This is a genomic window from Cupriavidus sp. FW305-46, assembly GCF_058787075.1.
The window spans coordinates 68,426-83,050 of the sequence record NZ_JBYSZI010000031.1 but is presented as its reverse complement, the minus strand read 5'-3'; the positions used below and the strand labels follow the sequence as shown (position 1 = coordinate 83,050).

Here is a 14,625-nt window from a genome sequence, read left to right as displayed (position 1 = left end):
CCCCTCACCCGATTCTCCGATCCCCTGCCCCTCCCCCAGGAGCCACAAGCATGACCGTCAGTCTGAACAAGGCCGTACCCGACTTCAGCGCGCCGATGACCGGCGACGCCACCTTCCGCCTTGCCGACAACCGCGGCAAGACGGTGGTGCTGTACTTCTACCCGAAGGACAACACGCCGGGTTGCACCACGGAGGCCATGAACTTCCGCGACCAGTATGAGGATTTCCAGAAGGCCGGCGTACAGGTGTTCGGCATCTCGCGCGACAGCATCCGCTCGCACGAGAACTTCAAGGCCAAGCTTGAGCTGCCCTTCGAGCTGATCTCCGACGCCGACGAAGCCGTGTGCACGCTATTCGATGTCATCAAGATGAAAAAACTCTATGGCAAGGAGCACCGGGGCATCGAGCGCAGCACCTTCATCATCGACGGCAAGGGCATCCTGCGCCACGAGCTGCGCGGCATCAAGGTGCCGAGCCATGTTGACGAGGTCCTGGAAATCGTGCGCGGGATCTGAGGTATCACGTCGGTATCGGCCTTGCCTCTGCACGGACGCCAAGCCGGACGTGCTGTGTCGCAACAAGCCGTTGGCAAACCCAATTGCCAAACCCAAAACCTTCGGATACATTGGCCCGTAATGAGTTCAGATTCCGGATGCCACGCTGTTTCGACTCCCCGGCCCAGGCGGTTCGCGCCACAGGCCGGTAGCGGATCTGCCGTGTCGGCAGTCCGCAAAAGAGCCGCCAATCCTGTTATGCAGGCATGGCGGCTTTTTTGTTTGCAGCCGCGTCTGTGCTCATGCCTGTCCGCGCCGGGAGCCTCGCGCATGCATGCCCCGGCCATCGGCCGCCACGACGTATCGCGGCGTCGCGGCACGGACACCCTCGCCCCCTTCTTGTCCCCCTGAAAGGAATGCCAAGCATGCCGCTGCCTACCATGCCCGCCAAGCCTGCCCAATTGCTGGATCCGAGCGAGTTTGCTCCGGTCTCCGCGGTGCCCAAGGCCAAAGCCGCCACACAGGGCAAGAAACCTGTGCCGGCGCTCGAGCGCGTGGCATTGCTGGAAACCGGCGACACCGAGGTGCCTGAGGTCCAGGCCCGCGCCGCCGGTGGCACCCGTGCCCGCAGCACCGAGACCCCGGCCGTATCGACGCCTGCCGTCAATGCCGCACCGGTCAGCCTGGTCAAGCCGTCCACCGGCCCCACGCGCCGCGCCCGCAAGTCCGAAGGCCCGAGCAAGCTGTTCGTGCTCGACACCAACGTGCTGATGCACGACCCGGCCTCGCTGTTCCGCTTCGAGGAACACGACATCTATCTGCCGATGATGACGCTCGAAGAACTGGACAACCACAAGAAGGGCATGAGCGAAGTCGCGCGCAACGCGCGCATGGTCAGCCGCACGCTCGATTCGCTGGTGGGCGGCACCGACGGCGTGCTCGACGAAGGCCTGCCGCTGGCCAAGCTGGGCAACCGCGATGCGCAGGGCAAGCTGTTCTTCCAGACGCGCCTGAACGACATCAAGTTGCCTGAAGGCCTGCCGCAGGGCAAGGCCGACAACCAGATCCTGGGCGTGGTCAGCGCGCTGCAGCAGCAGTACCCCGAGCGCCAGGTCGTGCTGGTGTCGAAAGACATCAACATGCGCATTAAGGCGCGCGCACTGGGCCTGCCGGCCGAAGACTACTTCAACGACCAGGTCCTGGAAGACAAGGACCTGCTCTATGCCGGCGTGCTGCAGCTGCCCGGCGACTTCTGGACCAGGCACGGCAAGGGCGTGGAAAGCTGGCAGGACCCGAAGTCAGGCGCCATGTTCTACCGGCTCACCGGGCCGCTGGTGCCGTCGTTCCTGGTCAACCAGTTCGTCTACCTGGAACCGGTCGACGGCAGCCTGCCGCTGTACGCGCAGGTCAAGGAGATCAACGGCAAGACCGCGCTGCTGCAGACGCTCAAGGACTACACGCACCACAAGAACAATGTGTGGAGCGTTACCGCCCGCAACCGCGAGCAGAACTTCGCGCTCAATCTGCTGATGAACCCGGACATCGACTTCGTCACGCTGCTCGGCCAGGCCGGCACCGGCAAGACCCTGCTGGCGCTGGCAGCCGGGCTGGAACAGGTGCTGGACCAGAAGCAGTACAACGAGATCATCGTCACGCGCGCGACGGTGCCGGTGGGCGAAGACATCGGCTTCCTGCCCGGCACCGAGGAAGAGAAGATGCAGCCCTGGATGGGCGCGTTCGACGACAACCTCGAGGTGCTGCAGAAGAGCGACGACAGCGCCGGCGACTGGGGACGCGCCGCCACGCAGGAGCTGATCCGGTCGCGCATCAAGGTCAAGAGCATGAACTTCATGCGCGGACGCACCTTCGTCAACAAGTTCGTCATCATCGACGAGGCACAGAACCTGACGCCCAAGCAGATGAAGACGCTGGTGACGCGCGCGGGCCCCGGCACCAAGATCATCTGCCTGGGCAATATCGCGCAGATCGACACGCCGTACCTGACCGAGGGTTCGTCGGGCCTGACCTACGTGGTCGACCGCTTCAAGGGCTGGAGCCACAGCGGCCATATCACGCTGGCGCGCGGCGAACGCTCGCGCCTGGCCGACCACGCCGGCGACGTGCTCTGACACCGGCAACCTGAGGGCGCGCCCAGCCGGTGGCGGGGCGCGCCCGCAGTGCCTGAGCGCCGTCGTCAACGGCAAGCACTTTGGGGCTATGATGGCCCCATGTTTGCCGTTGCCCCGCATCCCCACTGGAGGCGTCGATGAATACCCAGCATCTGCCCGGCAGGCATGCGCCTGCCGTTGCCCGCAGCCAGCACAGGCAGCGCCTTGCGCTGGCCATGCTGGCAGCCGCCGGCATCGCGCTGGCCGCCAGCTGGCGCCCGGCCCATGCCGCCGCCGAAGAAATGGTGATCCGCACCATGGGCCCGGTCAGCTACGTCTGCGGCGGTGTCGCCGAGGACGAGCGCCAGGCGCTGGCCGCGAAGGAAAAGGACTTCAACATGGGCATCCTGTTCACACAGGGTGCGAACGGTGAATTCCTGTCGGACGTGGCGGTCAGGCTGGTGCGCGACGAGCAGGAAGTCGCCAGCTTCCGCGCCGCCGGCCCGCGCTGCCTGATACGTGCGCCCGAAGGCAGCTACAATATCGAGGCCAGTTACAAGGGCCAGGCCAAGTCCATCAAGGTCAGCACCGGTACGCGCAACGCCCAGCTACGCTGGTAGCGGCAAGGCTTCCGGTGCGCCGGCAGGCCTGCGACCGGAAGCCCAGGATGCCATTGCGCCGTACCCGAATTCCTACCCATCCATTGCGTGCACAGGGCCTGCTTGTCCAGGTCCGGCTGCCGCTGCTCTGCGCCGCCGCCCTGCTGCTGGCGGCCTGCGCCAGTTCCCCGCCTTCGCGCCACGCCGGCCTGCCGCGCACGCCGGGCAAGCCCATGATCGACCCCAGCGCCGGACTGGAAGAGATTTCGATCCAGGCGATGTCCCTGGTCGGCACACCCTATCGCTACGGCGGCAATACGCCGGACTCCGGCTTCGACTGCAGCGGGCTGGTGCGCTACGTGGTGTCGCGCGCGGCCAATGTGAACCTGCCCCGCACCACCGAGGCGATGGGCACCCGCGGCAGCTCGCTGGACCGCAGCGAGGTGGCATCCGGCGACCTGGTGTTCTTCAACACCACCGGCCGCGCCAATTCGCACGTGGGCATCTACGTCGGACAGAACCGCTTTGTCCATGCACCGTCGTCCGGCGGCACGGTCCGTCTCGAAGACATGGGCAAGCCTTACTGGGCCGCGCGCTACAACGGCGCGCGCCGCGTGGTCGCGGCGGTCAACCAGCCGCCGGCGCCGGTGGCACCCCCGGCCGCGCCACCGCTGCCTGAGCCCGCGCCGGCTCCGCTTCCGGTCGACGACGATCCCATCGCTGCCTTCGCCAACCAGTGAAGCGCCCAAACAAAAAGCCAGGCATCAGCCTGGCTTTTTGTTGGTACGGCCGCCCCCTGCCTTACAGGATATGCCGCCCGATCCACCATGCGATCGCCGCCATGAAGGCCGACGCCGGGATCGTCAGCACCCAGGCCCAGACGATATTGCCGGCCACGCCCCAGCGCACCGCCGACATCTTCTGCGCCGAGCCGACGCCGACGATGGCGCCGGTGATGGTATGCGTGGTCGATACCGGCACGCCCAGCGCCGAGGCAAAGAACAGCGTAATCGCCCCGCCCGTCTCGGCGCAGAAGCCGCCGACCGGCTTGAGCTTGGTGATCTTCTGGCCCATGGTGCGCACGATCCGCCAGCCGCCGAACAGCGTGCCCATGCCGATGGCCACGTAGCAGCTGACGATCACCCAGGTCGGCGGCTGGCCGCCGGCGACCACATGGCCGCTGGCGATCAGCAGCATCCAGATGATGCCGATGGTCTTCTGCGCGTCATTGCCGCCGTGGCCCAGGCTGTACAGCGAGGCTGAAACCAGCTGCAGCCGGCGGAACCAGCGGTCCACCCGCGACGGCGGCGTGCGGAAGAAGGTCCAGCCCACCATCACCATCATCAGCGAACCGAGCAGGAAGCCCAGCAACGGCGAGACCAGGATGAACGCCACCGTCTTCAGCAGGCCGCTGCCCACCAGCGCGCCCGTGCCGGCCTTGGCCACCGCCGCGCCCACCAGCCCGCCGATCAGCGCATGCGACGACGACGACGGGATGCCGTAGTACCAGGTGATGACGTTCCAGGCGATCGCCCCGACCAGGGCCCCGAATATCACGTAGTGGTCGACGATATTGACGTCGATGGTGCCGGTCCCCACCGTGGCCGCCACCTTCAGGTGAAAGACAAAGATTGCGACGACGTTGCACATCGCCGCCATTGCCACCGCATGGTGCGGCTTGAGCACGCCGGTGGACACCACCGTGGCAATCGAGTTGGCCGCGTCGTGGAAGCCGTTCATGAAGTCGAACAGCAGCGCGAGCGCCACCAGCAAGGCGATCACCCACAGGCTCATTTGTATGGTCTGCATGCCGATTGCCGCCTCAGGCGTTTTCCAGGACGATGCCTTCGATGATGTTGGCGACGTCCTCGCACTTGTCGGTGATCGTCTCGAGCTGTTCGTAGATGGCCTTCAGCTTGATCAGGCGCTTGACGTCGGTCTCGTCGCGGAACAGCTTGGACATCGCCGAGCGCATCACGCGGTCGGCTTCAGATTCAAGCTGGTCGATCTGCTGGGCGGTCTTCAGGATGGTGCTGGCATTGCCCATGTCCTCGAGCAGGCCCACCGCGATCTTGACCTGGTCGCAGCACTGCACGCAGATGGCCGCCAGGCGCAGCGCCTCGTCGGTCAGGTTGGTCACGTCGTACAGCGAGATGGTCTCGGCCACGTCTTCCATCAGGTCCAGGATGTCGTCCATGGTCGTGATGAGCTTGTGGATCTCGTCGCGGTCCAGCGGCGTGATGAAGGTCTTGTGCAGCAGGTCGATGGTGTCGTGCGTGATCCGGTCGGCCTTCTTTTCGGTGGCCTGGACGCGGCGGGCATGGGCCTCGGCGTTGGGCAAGTCGTTGACCAGTGCCTGGAGCTCATGGGCGGCGGTCACCGCGCAGTCGGCATGCTGGTTGAAATATTCGAAGAACTTGCCCTCCGTGGGCATGAATCGGCCGAACATGGAATGTTCCTTGTGGCAGCGTGCAGACGCTGCGGATTGTGTTGCGGATTGAGCGGACGCGTTGCATGACAGCCGCGAGGGCGACTGTCATCAAAGCGCAATATTTTACAGGGTTACGGGGATATTGCCCGCGAATTTGGCACAAACGAGACGGCGCCGCACAGACTATTGCAGGCCGGCTTGACTTCGTCAGTTGTCGTTGTCGAAGAAAGCCGGGCCGCCGCTGAAGTTGTCAAACTTCGTGAACTGGCCGAGGAAGGTCAGGCGCACCGTGCCGATCGGGCCGTTACGCTGCTTGCCGATAATGATCTCGGCCGTGCCCTTGTCCTGGGAATCCGCGTTATAAACTTCGTCGCGGTAGATGAACAGGATCACGTCGGCATCCTGTTCGATAGCGCCGGATTCGCGCAGGTCGGACATCACCGGACGCTTGTTGGGACGCTGTTCCAGGCTTCGGTTCAGCTGCGACAGTGCAATCACCGGACAGTTGAGTTCCTTGGCCAGACCCTTGAGCGAACGGGAGATTTCGGAAATTTCCGTGGCGCGGTTCTCGCCGCCGCCCGAACCTGACATCAGCTGGAGGTAATCGATGATGATCAGGCCAAGCTGCCCGCACTGGCGCGCCAAGCGCCGCGAACGGGCACGGAGTTCCATCGGGTTCAGTGCCGGCGTCTCGTCGATGAACAACTGCGTGTCGTTCATGCGCTGGATCGCATGCGTCAGCCGCGGCCAGTCCTCATCCAGCAGGCGGCCGGTACGCAGCCGGTGCTGGTCGAGGCGGCCGACCGAGCCAAGCATACGCATGGCCAGCTGGGTGCCCGCCATTTCCATCGAGAACACGGCCACCGGCAAGCCCTGCTCCACCGCCACGTGCTCGCCGATGTTCAGCGAGAACGCCGTCTTGCCCATCGACGGACGGCCGGCAACGATGACCAGGTCGCCCGGCTGCATGCCGCTGGTCATCTTGTCCAGGTCGATGAAGCCGGTCGGGACGCCGGTGACGTCGGTGGTGGAGTCGCGGTGGTACAGCTCGTCGATGCGCTCGACCACCTGGGTCAGCAGCGGCTGGATTTCCTGGAAGCCCTTCTGGCCGCGCGAGCCTTCTTCGGCAATCGCAAAGACCTTGGATTCGGCCTCATCCAGCAGCTCGCGCACCTCGCGGCCCTTGGGCGCGAACGCGGCCGAGGCGATATCGTCGGCCGCCGTCACCAGCTTGCGCAGCACCGAGCGCTCGCGCACGATCTCCGCGTAGCGGCGGATATTGGCCGCGCTGGGCGTGTTCTGCGCCAGCGAATTCAGGTAGGCCAGCCCGCCCACCTCCTCGGCCTTGCCGGCGACCTGCAGCATTTCATAGACCGTGATCACGTCGGCCGGCTTGGTGGCCGAGATCAACCGGGCGATGCTCTGAAAGATCATCCGGTGGTCAAAACGGTAGAAATCCGCCTCGGAAATGAAGTCCGCAATGCGGTCCCAGGCGGCGTTGTCCAGCAGCAGGCCACCCAGCACCGATTGCTCGGCTTCGATGGAATGCGGCGGGACCTTGAGGTTCTCGAGTTGGGGGTCGGCGACAGGCGCGTTCATGGGGAGGGATTATAACGGCGGGAGGACGCACTTCGCCGGACATTTGGCGACCGGGCAGGCAAAGACAAGCGGGCAACAAAAAAAGGCAGGAGCCGGGGCTCCTGCCTTTTTTGCTTGCGGCGCTTCAGCCGGCGCAGCGCGCCGGCAAGGCGGCACGTCCTTAGACGCTCTCACCCACGACCGACACGGTCACGTCGACCACGACGTCCGTGTGCAGCGCAACGCTGACCGGGTGGTCGCCCACCATCTTCAGCGGACCATTCGGCATGCGAACCTGGGCCTTTTCCAGCTTGAAGCCTTGGCCAGCCAGGGCTTCAGCGATGTCGGCGTTGGTCACGGAACCGAACAGGCGGCCGTCCACACCCGACTTCTGGCTGATCTGGACGCTCAGACCGTTCAGCTTCTCGCCTTCGGCTTGCGCGGCGGCCAGCTTCTCGGCAGCGGCCTTTTCCAGCTCGGCGCGCTTGACTTCGAATTCGGCGATCGCGGTTTGCGTAGCACGGCGGGCCTTCTTGCCCGGGATCAGGAAGTTACGGGCGTAACCGTCCTTCACCTTGACGATGTCACCCAGGTTGCCCAGGTTGATGACTTTTTCCAGCAGAATAATTTGCATCGTATTCTCTCCTTAACGGACCTAGGGCCTGATCAGTTCTTGTGCAGGTCGGTGTACGGCATCAGCGCGAGGAAACGCGCACGCTTGATGGCCGTATCCAGCTGACGCTGATAGTGAGCCTTGGTACCGGTCAGGCGGGCCGGCGTGATCTTGCCGTTGTCGCCGATGAAGTCCTTCAGGGTGTCCAGATCCTTGTAGTCGATCTGTTCCACGCCAGCCACGGTGAAGCGGCAGAAGCGCTTGCGCTTGAACAGCGGGTTCTGTTGCTGGAAGCGCTTCTTGTTCTTGTTGTCACGTTTGACGAATGCCATGATTCAATCCTTTTCGAATGCTTTACATCCAGTGATGTGAAAGACGAGAGCCTTGCTGTTGCGGTGCTTGCGGGCCAGGAATCCTTCGCAGTCGAGCAGCGTGCCGAGCGGTAACCGCTCCAGACGCTGGCCAACCTGTCCGACCCCCATCGCTGCGATTGCAAACTCGACCTGCCGCGGCGTTTGCGCCTCGACGGCCTCGCCGCTGTACTGCAGGATGCAGTTCACGACGGGGACCCCGGCCGGGGTATAGCGCAGGGCATCGCGTTCCGCCAGGGTGGCGGCAAGCCGAAGCTGGTTCAACGCGGGACCTCTTGCTGGTTGCAATCCATGCTGCCGTGGCCGACGCTGTCAGCCATGGCGCGCACCGCAGTCCGCACTCAGGCGGCCTGGCCTTCGGTGGTCGTTTGCGCGGCCTTGCGGGCTTCTTCGCGCTGCACTTCCTTCATCATCGGCGAAGGTGCAGTCTCGGCCTTCTTGGTCTGCACGATCAGGTGGCGCAGGACGGCGTCGTTGAACTTGAACGCGTGTTCCAGTTCAGCCAGCGTTTCCTTGCCGCATTCGATGTTCAGGCAAACGTAGTGAGCCTTGGCCAGCTTCTGGATCATGTAAGCCATCTGGCGACGGCCCCAGTCTTCCACGCGGTGAACGTTGCCGTTCTGCGAGGTCACGAGCTGCTTGTAGCGCTCGATCATGGCCGGCACTTGTTCGCTCTGGTCCGGGTGGACGATGAAGACGATTTCGTAATGACGCATTGACGCTCCTTTTGGATTAGCCACCCGGGCGTCACGAGTCCGGTGTGGCAAGGTTGAATAGCCTTAAATTATAGCCCGCATGGCGGCAAGTGCGCAAGCCGCTGATTACACAGACAAATCAGGCGTTGGCAAACACGGCCTGCAGCCTTGCCGGATCCCGCGCCAGGCCTGAGTCGGCTGCCAGCGCCAGGGCCAGCAGCACGCGCGCCTTATAGGGATTGAGGTCCGTTGCGGAAACAAAAGCTCCATCCGTCGGGCTGAGCTGGGGCGGAATCGCCACATGGCCGGCCCCGGTGCGGGAACTGCGCACCACGGCCACGCCCGCGGCAGCGGCATCGGCCAGCGCCTCGGCCAGCACCTCATGCACCGAGCCATTGCCGGCGGCAGCCACCACCAGCCCGGCAACACCCGCGCGGACCAGCGCATCCACTGCCACCCTGCCCGGCTGCGCGTAGCTCGCCACGATCTCCACCATCGGCCACGCCGCCGGCATCGGCCCGATCACCCAGGCCACGCGTGGCGCGCGGGCGAAGCGCACGTAGTCGTCCTGCACGAAACCCAGCGGCCCGCAGGCCGAAACAAAGGCGTCCACCGCCGACGTGTGGGCCTTGGCCACATCCCGCGCAGCGTGGATCTGCTGGTTCAGCACCACCAGCACACCCTTGCCGCGCGCATCGGGATGAGCGGCCACGCGCACCGCATCCAGCAGGTTCAGCGGCCCATCGGCCGACAGCGACGTCGACGGCCGCATTGCCGCCGTCATCACCACGGGCACCGGACACGATTGCGTCAGGTGCAGCGCCATCGCAGTTTCTTCCAGCGTATCGGTGCCGTGGGTGATCACGATGCCAGCCACGTCGGGCTGCGCGGACCAGTGCTCAACCCGCGCCGCCAGCGTTTGCCAGAGCGTGAAGGTCATGTCCTTGCTGTCGACCTGGGCCACCTGCTCGGCCTCGATGCGAGCCGCCGACTGCAGCGCGGGCACCGCTGCCAGCAACGACGACACCGGCACGGTCGCCGCCTGGTAGCGTGCGCTGCTGGCAGAGTTTCCGGCCGCGCCAGCAATGGTGCCGCCGGTGGCCAGTACGACGATGCGAGGCAATTGGGTCATGGAGCGTGCAAAGAAAGTGGAAAGGCAGGAATGCCGATTGTAACGGGCGCGCCCCGCCTCGCCGCGGCTCTCGCCGGTGATCCGCATTCCGTCCATGAGACACGCCCCAAAAATTCTGCTTGCGCTCAGGCCGATACTGTATAAAATCACAGCATACTGTTTAAACATACAGTGCCCGGCCAGACGGATGCAGGATAAAGGATCGACCGATCCTCTTACCCGAAACCCCGCGGCCCCGCACGGAACGGCGATCCCATGGCGACCCTGACACCCCGGCAGCAGCAGATTTTCGATCTGATCCGCAACACGATCCGCCGCACCGGCTTTCCGCCCACGCGCGCCGAAATCGCCGCAGAGTTTGGCTTCTCCTCGCCCAATGCCGCGGAAGAACACCTGAGGGCGCTGGCACGCAAGGGCGTGATCGAACTGACCCCGGGCGCTTCACGCGGCATCCGCCTGAAGGTGGCACGCAGCGATTCGGAAATGCCCGACCAGTTTTCGTTGCCGATGGCCGGCGTGATGCAGCTGACGCTGCCGCTGGTGGGCCGCGTTGCCGCCGGCAGCCCGATACTCGCCGCCGAGCATATCGACCGCCAGTACCAGGTCGACGCCTCGGTCTTCGACGAACGCCCCGATTACCTGCTGCGAGTGCGCGGCCTGAGCATGCGCGATGCCGGCATCCTCGACGGCGACCTGCTGGCCGTGCGCCGCGCCAGCGAAGCCGCCAACGGCAAGATCGTGGTGGCGCGCCTGGGTGATGACGTGACCGTCAAGCGCCTGCAGCGTCGCGGTGGCCATATCGAACTGATCGCAGAAAACCCGGACTTCACCAACATCATCGTGGAGCCTGGCGAGGAGTTCTCGCTGGAAGGCATCGCCGTCGGGCTGATCCGATCCTCCGGCTTCTAACCGGGCACCGCAGGCCAACCGCCTGCGCGGGCCCACCCGCTTCCATTGCTTTGCAGACGCCGCCCGGCTTGCCGGGTGTTGACCCCGCTTTGCCTAAAAGAGGTGCCACCATGCCGCAAATCCACCAAGTCGCCGCCCGTCGCCCGGTCAAGCCTGTGCCGTTCCGCCAGAGCAAGGGCGTACGCGTCTACCAGGGTACGCAGCGCCGCACCATGGTCGGCAGCATGGCGGCGATCTGCCGCATGCTTGAACTCGAAACCGCCGAAAAGCTGGCCGCCTGAAATCTGCCGACTGTCTCCGAGCAGCTGCGGGCGCCGCCCTCAGCTACGCGGCGCACACGCCTTGGCTTCGGCTTCCAGCTCCGTCGGCGTCAGCTGCGGGAACCAAGTATCGCTCTTGCGCAGCTCCAGCGCCGTACCATCCTGCTTCGCCGTCAGCGAAATCAGATAGGCGTATTGGTATTCACCGCCAGACGTGGTCTGGCCGATGCGGATCTCGGTCTGGCTCTTCGCCGGATAGTTGACGACCGCGGCGTCATCGCCCAGATTGTTGCGCAGGCATTTCGCAACCTCACCCATCTTGGCGGGCGTGAACAAGCGCATCGGCGCACGCGCGCGAATGTCCTTTTCAGAAGTGCCGGTGGCACACCCTGCCACCATGGCTGCCATCGCTACGCCAACCGCTGCCGCTCGAACAGACATACCACCCCCGGGAAATGCAGAACGGCGCCCTCGCGAGGCGCCGTTCTGGGAAATGCTTTGGGGTGGCTGATGGGACTCGAACCCACGACAACAGGAATCTCAATCTTAGCCACCAAGCTAATAACGACGCGGGGTTCCGGGTAGTTCGTGGGAATACTGGAAGCCCGCATACGGCTCTAGGTCGGGGATTATATATCGAGTATTCCCACGGGCACACGGCTAATTTGTGTCGCATACCCCACCCGACAGAAATTACCTCTGGCTGCTTTCGCAGCGACCCTACGAGTAGCTATACTGTATATCCATACAGTACTCATATATGCCCCGCCATGTCGCCCGAACCTGCAAACTGCCCCATCTGCGGCACTGCCGCCGAGCGCACTCGCGCCCCATCTCATGGCTACCTCTACCGTTGCCCAAGCTGCGGCACCTTCCGCATCACCAGCAGCGCCCTGGTGCGCAAGAAAGACATTCCGAGTTCCGCCCGGGAAAATGTCCGGCTGTTGCGGGCTTACGGCCACCAGCCTCAGATCGAGGTTTCTCGGGACGGCGTGCGCATCGTCCCCGGTCGGAGCTGAGCATGGGCAACAGCAAAAAACGCGCGGCAGGCTGCCATCTTCCGACCGCAACCGCCGAGCCGTTCCCGGCTCCCGGCGCAAACGGCATTCTCAGTCGAGTTCAGGGGCACTACATTGCCGCTGGCCTGCAGACGTTGCCTCGCGCCACGCACGACGGGCCAAGCCATCATGCGGTCCTGGTCGAGGCCGGGCACCTCGGCACCGTGCGACTTTTCATCGAGAAGAAGCTGGCCCGCCACAACCGACACAGCCACTACTACTGGTCGGCCTATCGGGCTGAGCCGGCTGAACGGCAATAGCGCAGCCAGGCAACTACACCCCCGGGAAGCTGGCTGCCGGTAGCGGCACTATATGCAGCATGCCAAAGATGTAGTTGGGCGCGGCCGATCAGGCTTGCTCGTTCATCCGACCGGACTCAGGATGCCTGACGGCCAACCGCTTTCACGCTCGGCGCCCCCTGGCGCCAATCTCAGGGCGTGACTCGAAGCCCGCCTCAGTGCGGGCTCCTCTTGTCAGACGGCGCCTGATACCGGAGGGCGAGTGGCATGCAGAAACTGGATCCAGCGACTTCAGGAGATGGTCATGCCAGGAAGAAACATACATGTCGTACGAGTCGAAGGTCTTCAATGGATAGTTGAAATTGAGGATGGGTCCACCGACCGTCAATTCTTCCCCTCCCGGGAGGCGGCCATTGATGCAGGTACAGCAATGGCTCGGCAGGAGAAGGCCGATTTGATCATCCATGGCCGTGACGGACTGATTCGCAGGCGAAAGTGCTTTGGCGACGCCGCATGCGGGAGGCGTGCCGTTGCCGGCCGGCTACCGCTTGCACCGACGCTGAGCTGAGTGGCAAGACCTGCCCGCGGAAACGGAGTCTCGCAGTCACTGAAATCAATCTCGTCTCGCCCCCCTGCGCCATGGATCATTAGAGCGGCATCGCGGTCCATTGCCAAATGAACGAGACGGATAGATTGCACGTGCGCGACTTGGATCATCGGTTTCTACGGCCCACTGCGATCCATCAGTCACTGGCACTTGGACAGTAGTGCTCGCCAAATCGTCAAGGTGAAGCGGCCGTAGCCAGCATGTGATTTACGCCAAGTGCATGCGAAATCTCTCGTTGCAATGAGCCGGCAAAGTCGCGGTCTCGTGGGCTGTAGCTTATCTGACTGCGACAGGCGTGCGTGCCCCGCAGGAAATCCGCGACTCGTCCGCTATCACTTGTCGGACAGCGCCTGATACCGGCGCCTGCGGGTCGCGCGGAGACTGGCTCCATCAACTTCAAGGAGACAGCCATGCCAGGCCAGAACATCCATGTTGTACCTGCTGGTGACCGCTGGGCCGTTGAGGCGGAAGGCGGCCACGGACGGGAGACATTCGACACACAAGCGGAGGCCATCGCCGCCGGCACCAAGCGCGCCCAAGAAAAGAAGGTCGAACTGCTGATTCACGGCCTAGATGGCCAGATCCGGGAGAGGAACTCCTTCGGAAACGACCCGCGCGACATTAAGGGGTGACGCTGTGGCCAGCCGGCAGCCGCCGGCTGCCTATGCGGCCGAGCGCGGTGACCGGAAAGCAAAACAGCGCCTGTATAAGGCGCTGTTTTGCAAGGATACTTTGGGGTGGCTGATGGGACTCGAACCCACGACGACAGGAATCACAATCCTGGACTCTACCAACTGAGCTACAGCCACCGTAGAGGTCATCAGCGCGTTTCCGTTGCTGATCGACGAAAACCAAGATTATACAAACAGTTTCCCGGGATGGCTAGTATCCCGCACAATTTTTTTGAGAGAAAAACTCAGGCTCTGGACGGGCTCCACTTTGCCTCAAGCAGCACTGCCTGCTTGATGGCTTCGACGGCCTCCGCTTCGGTATCGAACTGCCCCAACAGGCGGCGCGACTTGCCATTCAGCACGGCTTCCTGCAACGCCTTGCCAGCGGCTTCCGAAGTGCCGGGATGCCAGCAGTAGCGTGCCGTCCATTTGCCGTCCTGCAGTTGCTCGGCAACCCAGATCACCCTGAAGTCTTCATAGACAACGCCGAACGGCGCTTCGTTTTCCACGTTTTCTTTTTCCACGCTGCTCCCCCTGCCGGCATCGGTCCGCATGCCATGCCTTGTCTCGCCTGGGGCAATGCGAGGGATCGTATCACGGCCGCCGACCAGGGCGCCCGCCCGGCTGGCACCTTCGCGCCTGCCGCTGATTCGCTCGCGGAAATATGCTGTGCACAGCCCCTACCTCTGCAGGGTTCATGCCGCAAATGCGCGAAGCGATACTTGTGCCTGAGGGACATTGACCCCCCTCGACCTTCCCGTCAGGCGGCCCGCCCCATCGGGCCGCCTGCCTCTTTTTGGCCACCCTGCCTTCTCATTGTCGTGGCGCCAGCACCTGGCGAAGGAACCTCACGAGCATCT

The 14,625-nt window shown here is 63.9% G+C and carries 19 protein-coding genes and 1 tRNA gene; 9 read left to right on the top strand and 11 right to left on the bottom strand.

Features of this window, described 5'->3' with window-relative positions:
* Window positions 1-50 precede the first annotated feature (50 nt).
* The 4 genes from AC3WON_RS16780 to AC3WON_RS16765 all read left to right on the top strand — a co-directional run bounded on the left by AC3WON_RS16780 (window position 51) and on the right by AC3WON_RS16765 (window position 3,941).
* Window positions 51-515, top strand: coding sequence for a peroxiredoxin (locus AC3WON_RS16780; protein WP_492352290.1), 465 nt, complete (start codon window positions 51-53; stop codon window positions 513-515).
* Window positions 516-919: 404 nt separating this feature from the next.
* Entirely contained in the window at window positions 920-2,623 is a 1,704-nt protein-coding gene (locus AC3WON_RS16775; RefSeq protein WP_010810471.1) for a PhoH family protein, read from the top strand.
* Window positions 2,624-2,760: 137 nt separating this feature from the next.
* Window positions 2,761-3,222 carry a hypothetical protein gene (locus tag AC3WON_RS16770; RefSeq protein WP_492319944.1) on the top strand — a complete coding sequence of 154 codons (462 nt, stop codon included), beginning with the start codon at window positions 2,761-2,763 and terminating at the stop codon, window positions 3,220-3,222.
* Window positions 3,223-3,269: 47 nt separating this feature from the next.
* On the top strand, window positions 3,270-3,941 hold the full coding sequence (locus tag AC3WON_RS16765) for a C40 family peptidase (protein ID WP_492319943.1): 672 nt from the start codon (window positions 3,270-3,272) through the stop codon (window positions 3,939-3,941).
* A gap of 61 nt (window positions 3,942-4,002) precedes the next feature.
* On the opposite strand, the gene AC3WON_RS16760 is transcribed toward AC3WON_RS16765, so the two are convergent.
* The 8 genes from AC3WON_RS16760 to AC3WON_RS16725 all read right to left on the bottom strand — a co-directional run bounded on the left by AC3WON_RS16760 (window position 4,003) and on the right by AC3WON_RS16725 (window position 10,021).
* A complete protein-coding gene (locus AC3WON_RS16760) occupies window positions 4,003-5,010 on the bottom strand; it encodes an inorganic phosphate transporter (RefSeq protein ID WP_010809518.1) in 1,008 nt (335 codons plus the stop codon).
* A 13-nt stretch (window positions 5,011-5,023) separates the two neighbouring features.
* Window positions 5,024-5,650, bottom strand: a complete 627-nt coding sequence (locus AC3WON_RS16755) for a DUF47 domain-containing protein (RefSeq protein ID WP_010809517.1) — start codon at window positions 5,648-5,650, stop codon at window positions 5,024-5,026.
* 189 nt (window positions 5,651-5,839) lie between these two features.
* Entirely contained in the window at window positions 5,840-7,231 is a 1,392-nt protein-coding gene (locus tag AC3WON_RS16750; RefSeq protein ID WP_492352289.1) for a replicative DNA helicase, read from the bottom strand.
* 160 nt (window positions 7,232-7,391) lie between these two features.
* A complete protein-coding gene (rplI, locus tag AC3WON_RS16745; protein ID WP_492319942.1) occupies window positions 7,392-7,844 on the bottom strand; it encodes a 50S ribosomal protein L9 in 453 nt (150 codons plus the stop codon).
* Window positions 7,845-7,876: 32 nt separating this feature from the next.
* The gene (gene rpsR / locus AC3WON_RS16740; RefSeq protein ID WP_006163606.1) at window positions 7,877-8,155 is read right to left on the bottom strand and encodes a 30S ribosomal protein S18; all 279 of its coding nucleotides are present in this window, start codon (window positions 8,153-8,155) and stop codon (window positions 7,877-7,879) included.
* A gap of 3 nt (window positions 8,156-8,158) precedes the next feature.
* Entirely contained in the window at window positions 8,159-8,458 is a 300-nt protein-coding gene (gene priB / locus AC3WON_RS16735) for a primosomal replication protein N (RefSeq protein WP_492319941.1), read from the bottom strand.
* Between the two features lie 77 nt (window positions 8,459-8,535).
* A complete protein-coding gene (gene rpsF / locus AC3WON_RS16730) occupies window positions 8,536-8,910 on the bottom strand; it encodes a 30S ribosomal protein S6 (RefSeq protein WP_010809513.1) in 375 nt (124 codons plus the stop codon).
* 118 nt (window positions 8,911-9,028) lie between these two features.
* Entirely contained in the window at window positions 9,029-10,021 is a 993-nt protein-coding gene (locus tag AC3WON_RS16725; protein WP_492352288.1) for an asparaginase, read from the bottom strand.
* Between the two features lie 255 nt (window positions 10,022-10,276).
* On the opposite strand from AC3WON_RS16725, the gene lexA reads away from it, so the two are divergent.
* Entirely contained in the window at window positions 10,277-10,930 is a 654-nt protein-coding gene (lexA, locus tag AC3WON_RS16720) for a transcriptional repressor LexA (RefSeq protein ID WP_013957143.1), read from the top strand.
* A gap of 110 nt (window positions 10,931-11,040) precedes the next feature.
* Entirely contained in the window at window positions 11,041-11,211 is a 171-nt protein-coding gene (locus AC3WON_RS16715; RefSeq protein WP_010809510.1) for a hypothetical protein, read from the top strand.
* A 39-nt stretch (window positions 11,212-11,250) separates the two neighbouring features.
* On the opposite strand, the gene AC3WON_RS16710 is transcribed toward AC3WON_RS16715, so the two are convergent.
* Entirely contained in the window at window positions 11,251-11,598 is a 348-nt protein-coding gene (locus AC3WON_RS16710; protein ID WP_492319939.1) for a hypothetical protein, read from the bottom strand.
* Window positions 11,599-12,211: 613 nt separating this feature from the next.
* Between AC3WON_RS16710 and AC3WON_RS16705 the strand changes: the two genes are divergently transcribed.
* From AC3WON_RS16705 to AC3WON_RS16695, 3 genes are all read left to right on the top strand, one after another.
* Complete coding sequence (locus tag AC3WON_RS16705) at window positions 12,212-12,508, top strand: hypothetical protein (RefSeq protein ID WP_492319938.1); 297 nt, start codon at window positions 12,212-12,214, stop codon at window positions 12,506-12,508.
* A 277-nt stretch (window positions 12,509-12,785) separates the two neighbouring features.
* Window positions 12,786-13,055 carry a DUF2188 domain-containing protein gene (locus AC3WON_RS16700; RefSeq protein WP_492319993.1) on the top strand — a complete coding sequence of 90 codons (270 nt, stop codon included), beginning with the start codon at window positions 12,786-12,788 and terminating at the stop codon, window positions 13,053-13,055.
* Window positions 13,056-13,504: 449 nt separating this feature from the next.
* Entirely contained in the window at window positions 13,505-13,726 is a 222-nt protein-coding gene (locus tag AC3WON_RS16695) for a DUF2188 domain-containing protein (RefSeq protein ID WP_492352287.1), read from the top strand.
* Between the two features lie 101 nt (window positions 13,727-13,827).
* Here AC3WON_RS16695 and AC3WON_RS16690 read toward each other — a convergent pair.
* A tRNA-His gene (locus AC3WON_RS16690) sits at window positions 13,828-13,903 on the bottom strand.
* A gap of 107 nt (window positions 13,904-14,010) precedes the next feature.
* Window positions 14,011-14,319, bottom strand: a complete 309-nt coding sequence (locus tag AC3WON_RS16685) for a hypothetical protein (RefSeq protein ID WP_492352286.1) — start codon at window positions 14,317-14,319, stop codon at window positions 14,011-14,013.
* Between the last annotated feature and the right edge of the window lie 306 nt (window positions 14,320-14,625).

Bases quoted from the DNA above. Each gene is read 5' to 3' on its own strand.
- AC3WON_RS16780 (WP_492352290.1), top strand. From the start codon at position 51: ATGACCGTCAGTCTGAACAAGGCCGTACCCGACTTCAGCGCGCCGATG.
- AC3WON_RS16775 (WP_010810471.1), top strand. From the start codon at position 920: ATGCCGCTGCCTACCATGCCCGCCAAGCCTGCCCAATTGCTGGATCCG.
- AC3WON_RS16685 (WP_492352286.1), bottom strand. From the start codon at position 14,319: ATGCGGACCGATGCCGGCAGGGGGAGCAGCGTGGAAAAAGAAAACGTG.
- AC3WON_RS16700 (WP_492319993.1), top strand. From the start codon at position 12,786: ATGGTCATGCCAGGAAGAAACATACATGTCGTACGAGTCGAAGGTCTT.
- AC3WON_RS16770 (WP_492319944.1), top strand. From the start codon at position 2,761: ATGAATACCCAGCATCTGCCCGGCAGGCATGCGCCTGCCGTTGCCCGC.
- AC3WON_RS16750 (WP_492352289.1), bottom strand. From the start codon at position 7,231: ATGAACGCGCCTGTCGCCGACCCCCAACTCGAGAACCTCAAGGTCCCG.
- rpsF (WP_010809513.1), bottom strand. From the start codon at position 8,910: ATGCGTCATTACGAAATCGTCTTCATCGTCCACCCGGACCAGAGCGAA.
- AC3WON_RS16755 (WP_010809517.1), bottom strand. From the start codon at position 5,650: ATGTTCGGCCGATTCATGCCCACGGAGGGCAAGTTCTTCGAATATTTC.
- rpsR (WP_006163606.1), bottom strand. From the start codon at position 8,155: ATGGCATTCGTCAAACGTGACAACAAGAACAAGAAGCGCTTCCAGCAA.
- AC3WON_RS16725 (WP_492352288.1), bottom strand. From the start codon at position 10,021: ATGACCCAATTGCCTCGCATCGTCGTACTGGCCACCGGCGGCACCATT.
- AC3WON_RS16695 (WP_492352287.1), top strand. From the start codon at position 13,505: ATGCCAGGCCAGAACATCCATGTTGTACCTGCTGGTGACCGCTGGGCC.
- AC3WON_RS16705 (WP_492319938.1), top strand. From the start codon at position 12,212: ATGGGCAACAGCAAAAAACGCGCGGCAGGCTGCCATCTTCCGACCGCA.
- rplI (WP_492319942.1), bottom strand. From the start codon at position 7,844: ATGCAAATTATTCTGCTGGAAAAAGTCATCAACCTGGGCAACCTGGGT.
- AC3WON_RS16760 (WP_010809518.1), bottom strand. From the start codon at position 5,010: ATGCAGACCATACAAATGAGCCTGTGGGTGATCGCCTTGCTGGTGGCG.
- AC3WON_RS16715 (WP_010809510.1), top strand. From the start codon at position 11,041: ATGCCGCAAATCCACCAAGTCGCCGCCCGTCGCCCGGTCAAGCCTGTG.
- AC3WON_RS16765 (WP_492319943.1), top strand. From the start codon at position 3,270: ATGCCATTGCGCCGTACCCGAATTCCTACCCATCCATTGCGTGCACAG.
- AC3WON_RS16710 (WP_492319939.1), bottom strand. From the start codon at position 11,598: ATGGCAGCCATGGTGGCAGGGTGTGCCACCGGCACTTCTGAAAAGGAC.
- lexA (WP_013957143.1), top strand. From the start codon at position 10,277: ATGGCGACCCTGACACCCCGGCAGCAGCAGATTTTCGATCTGATCCGC.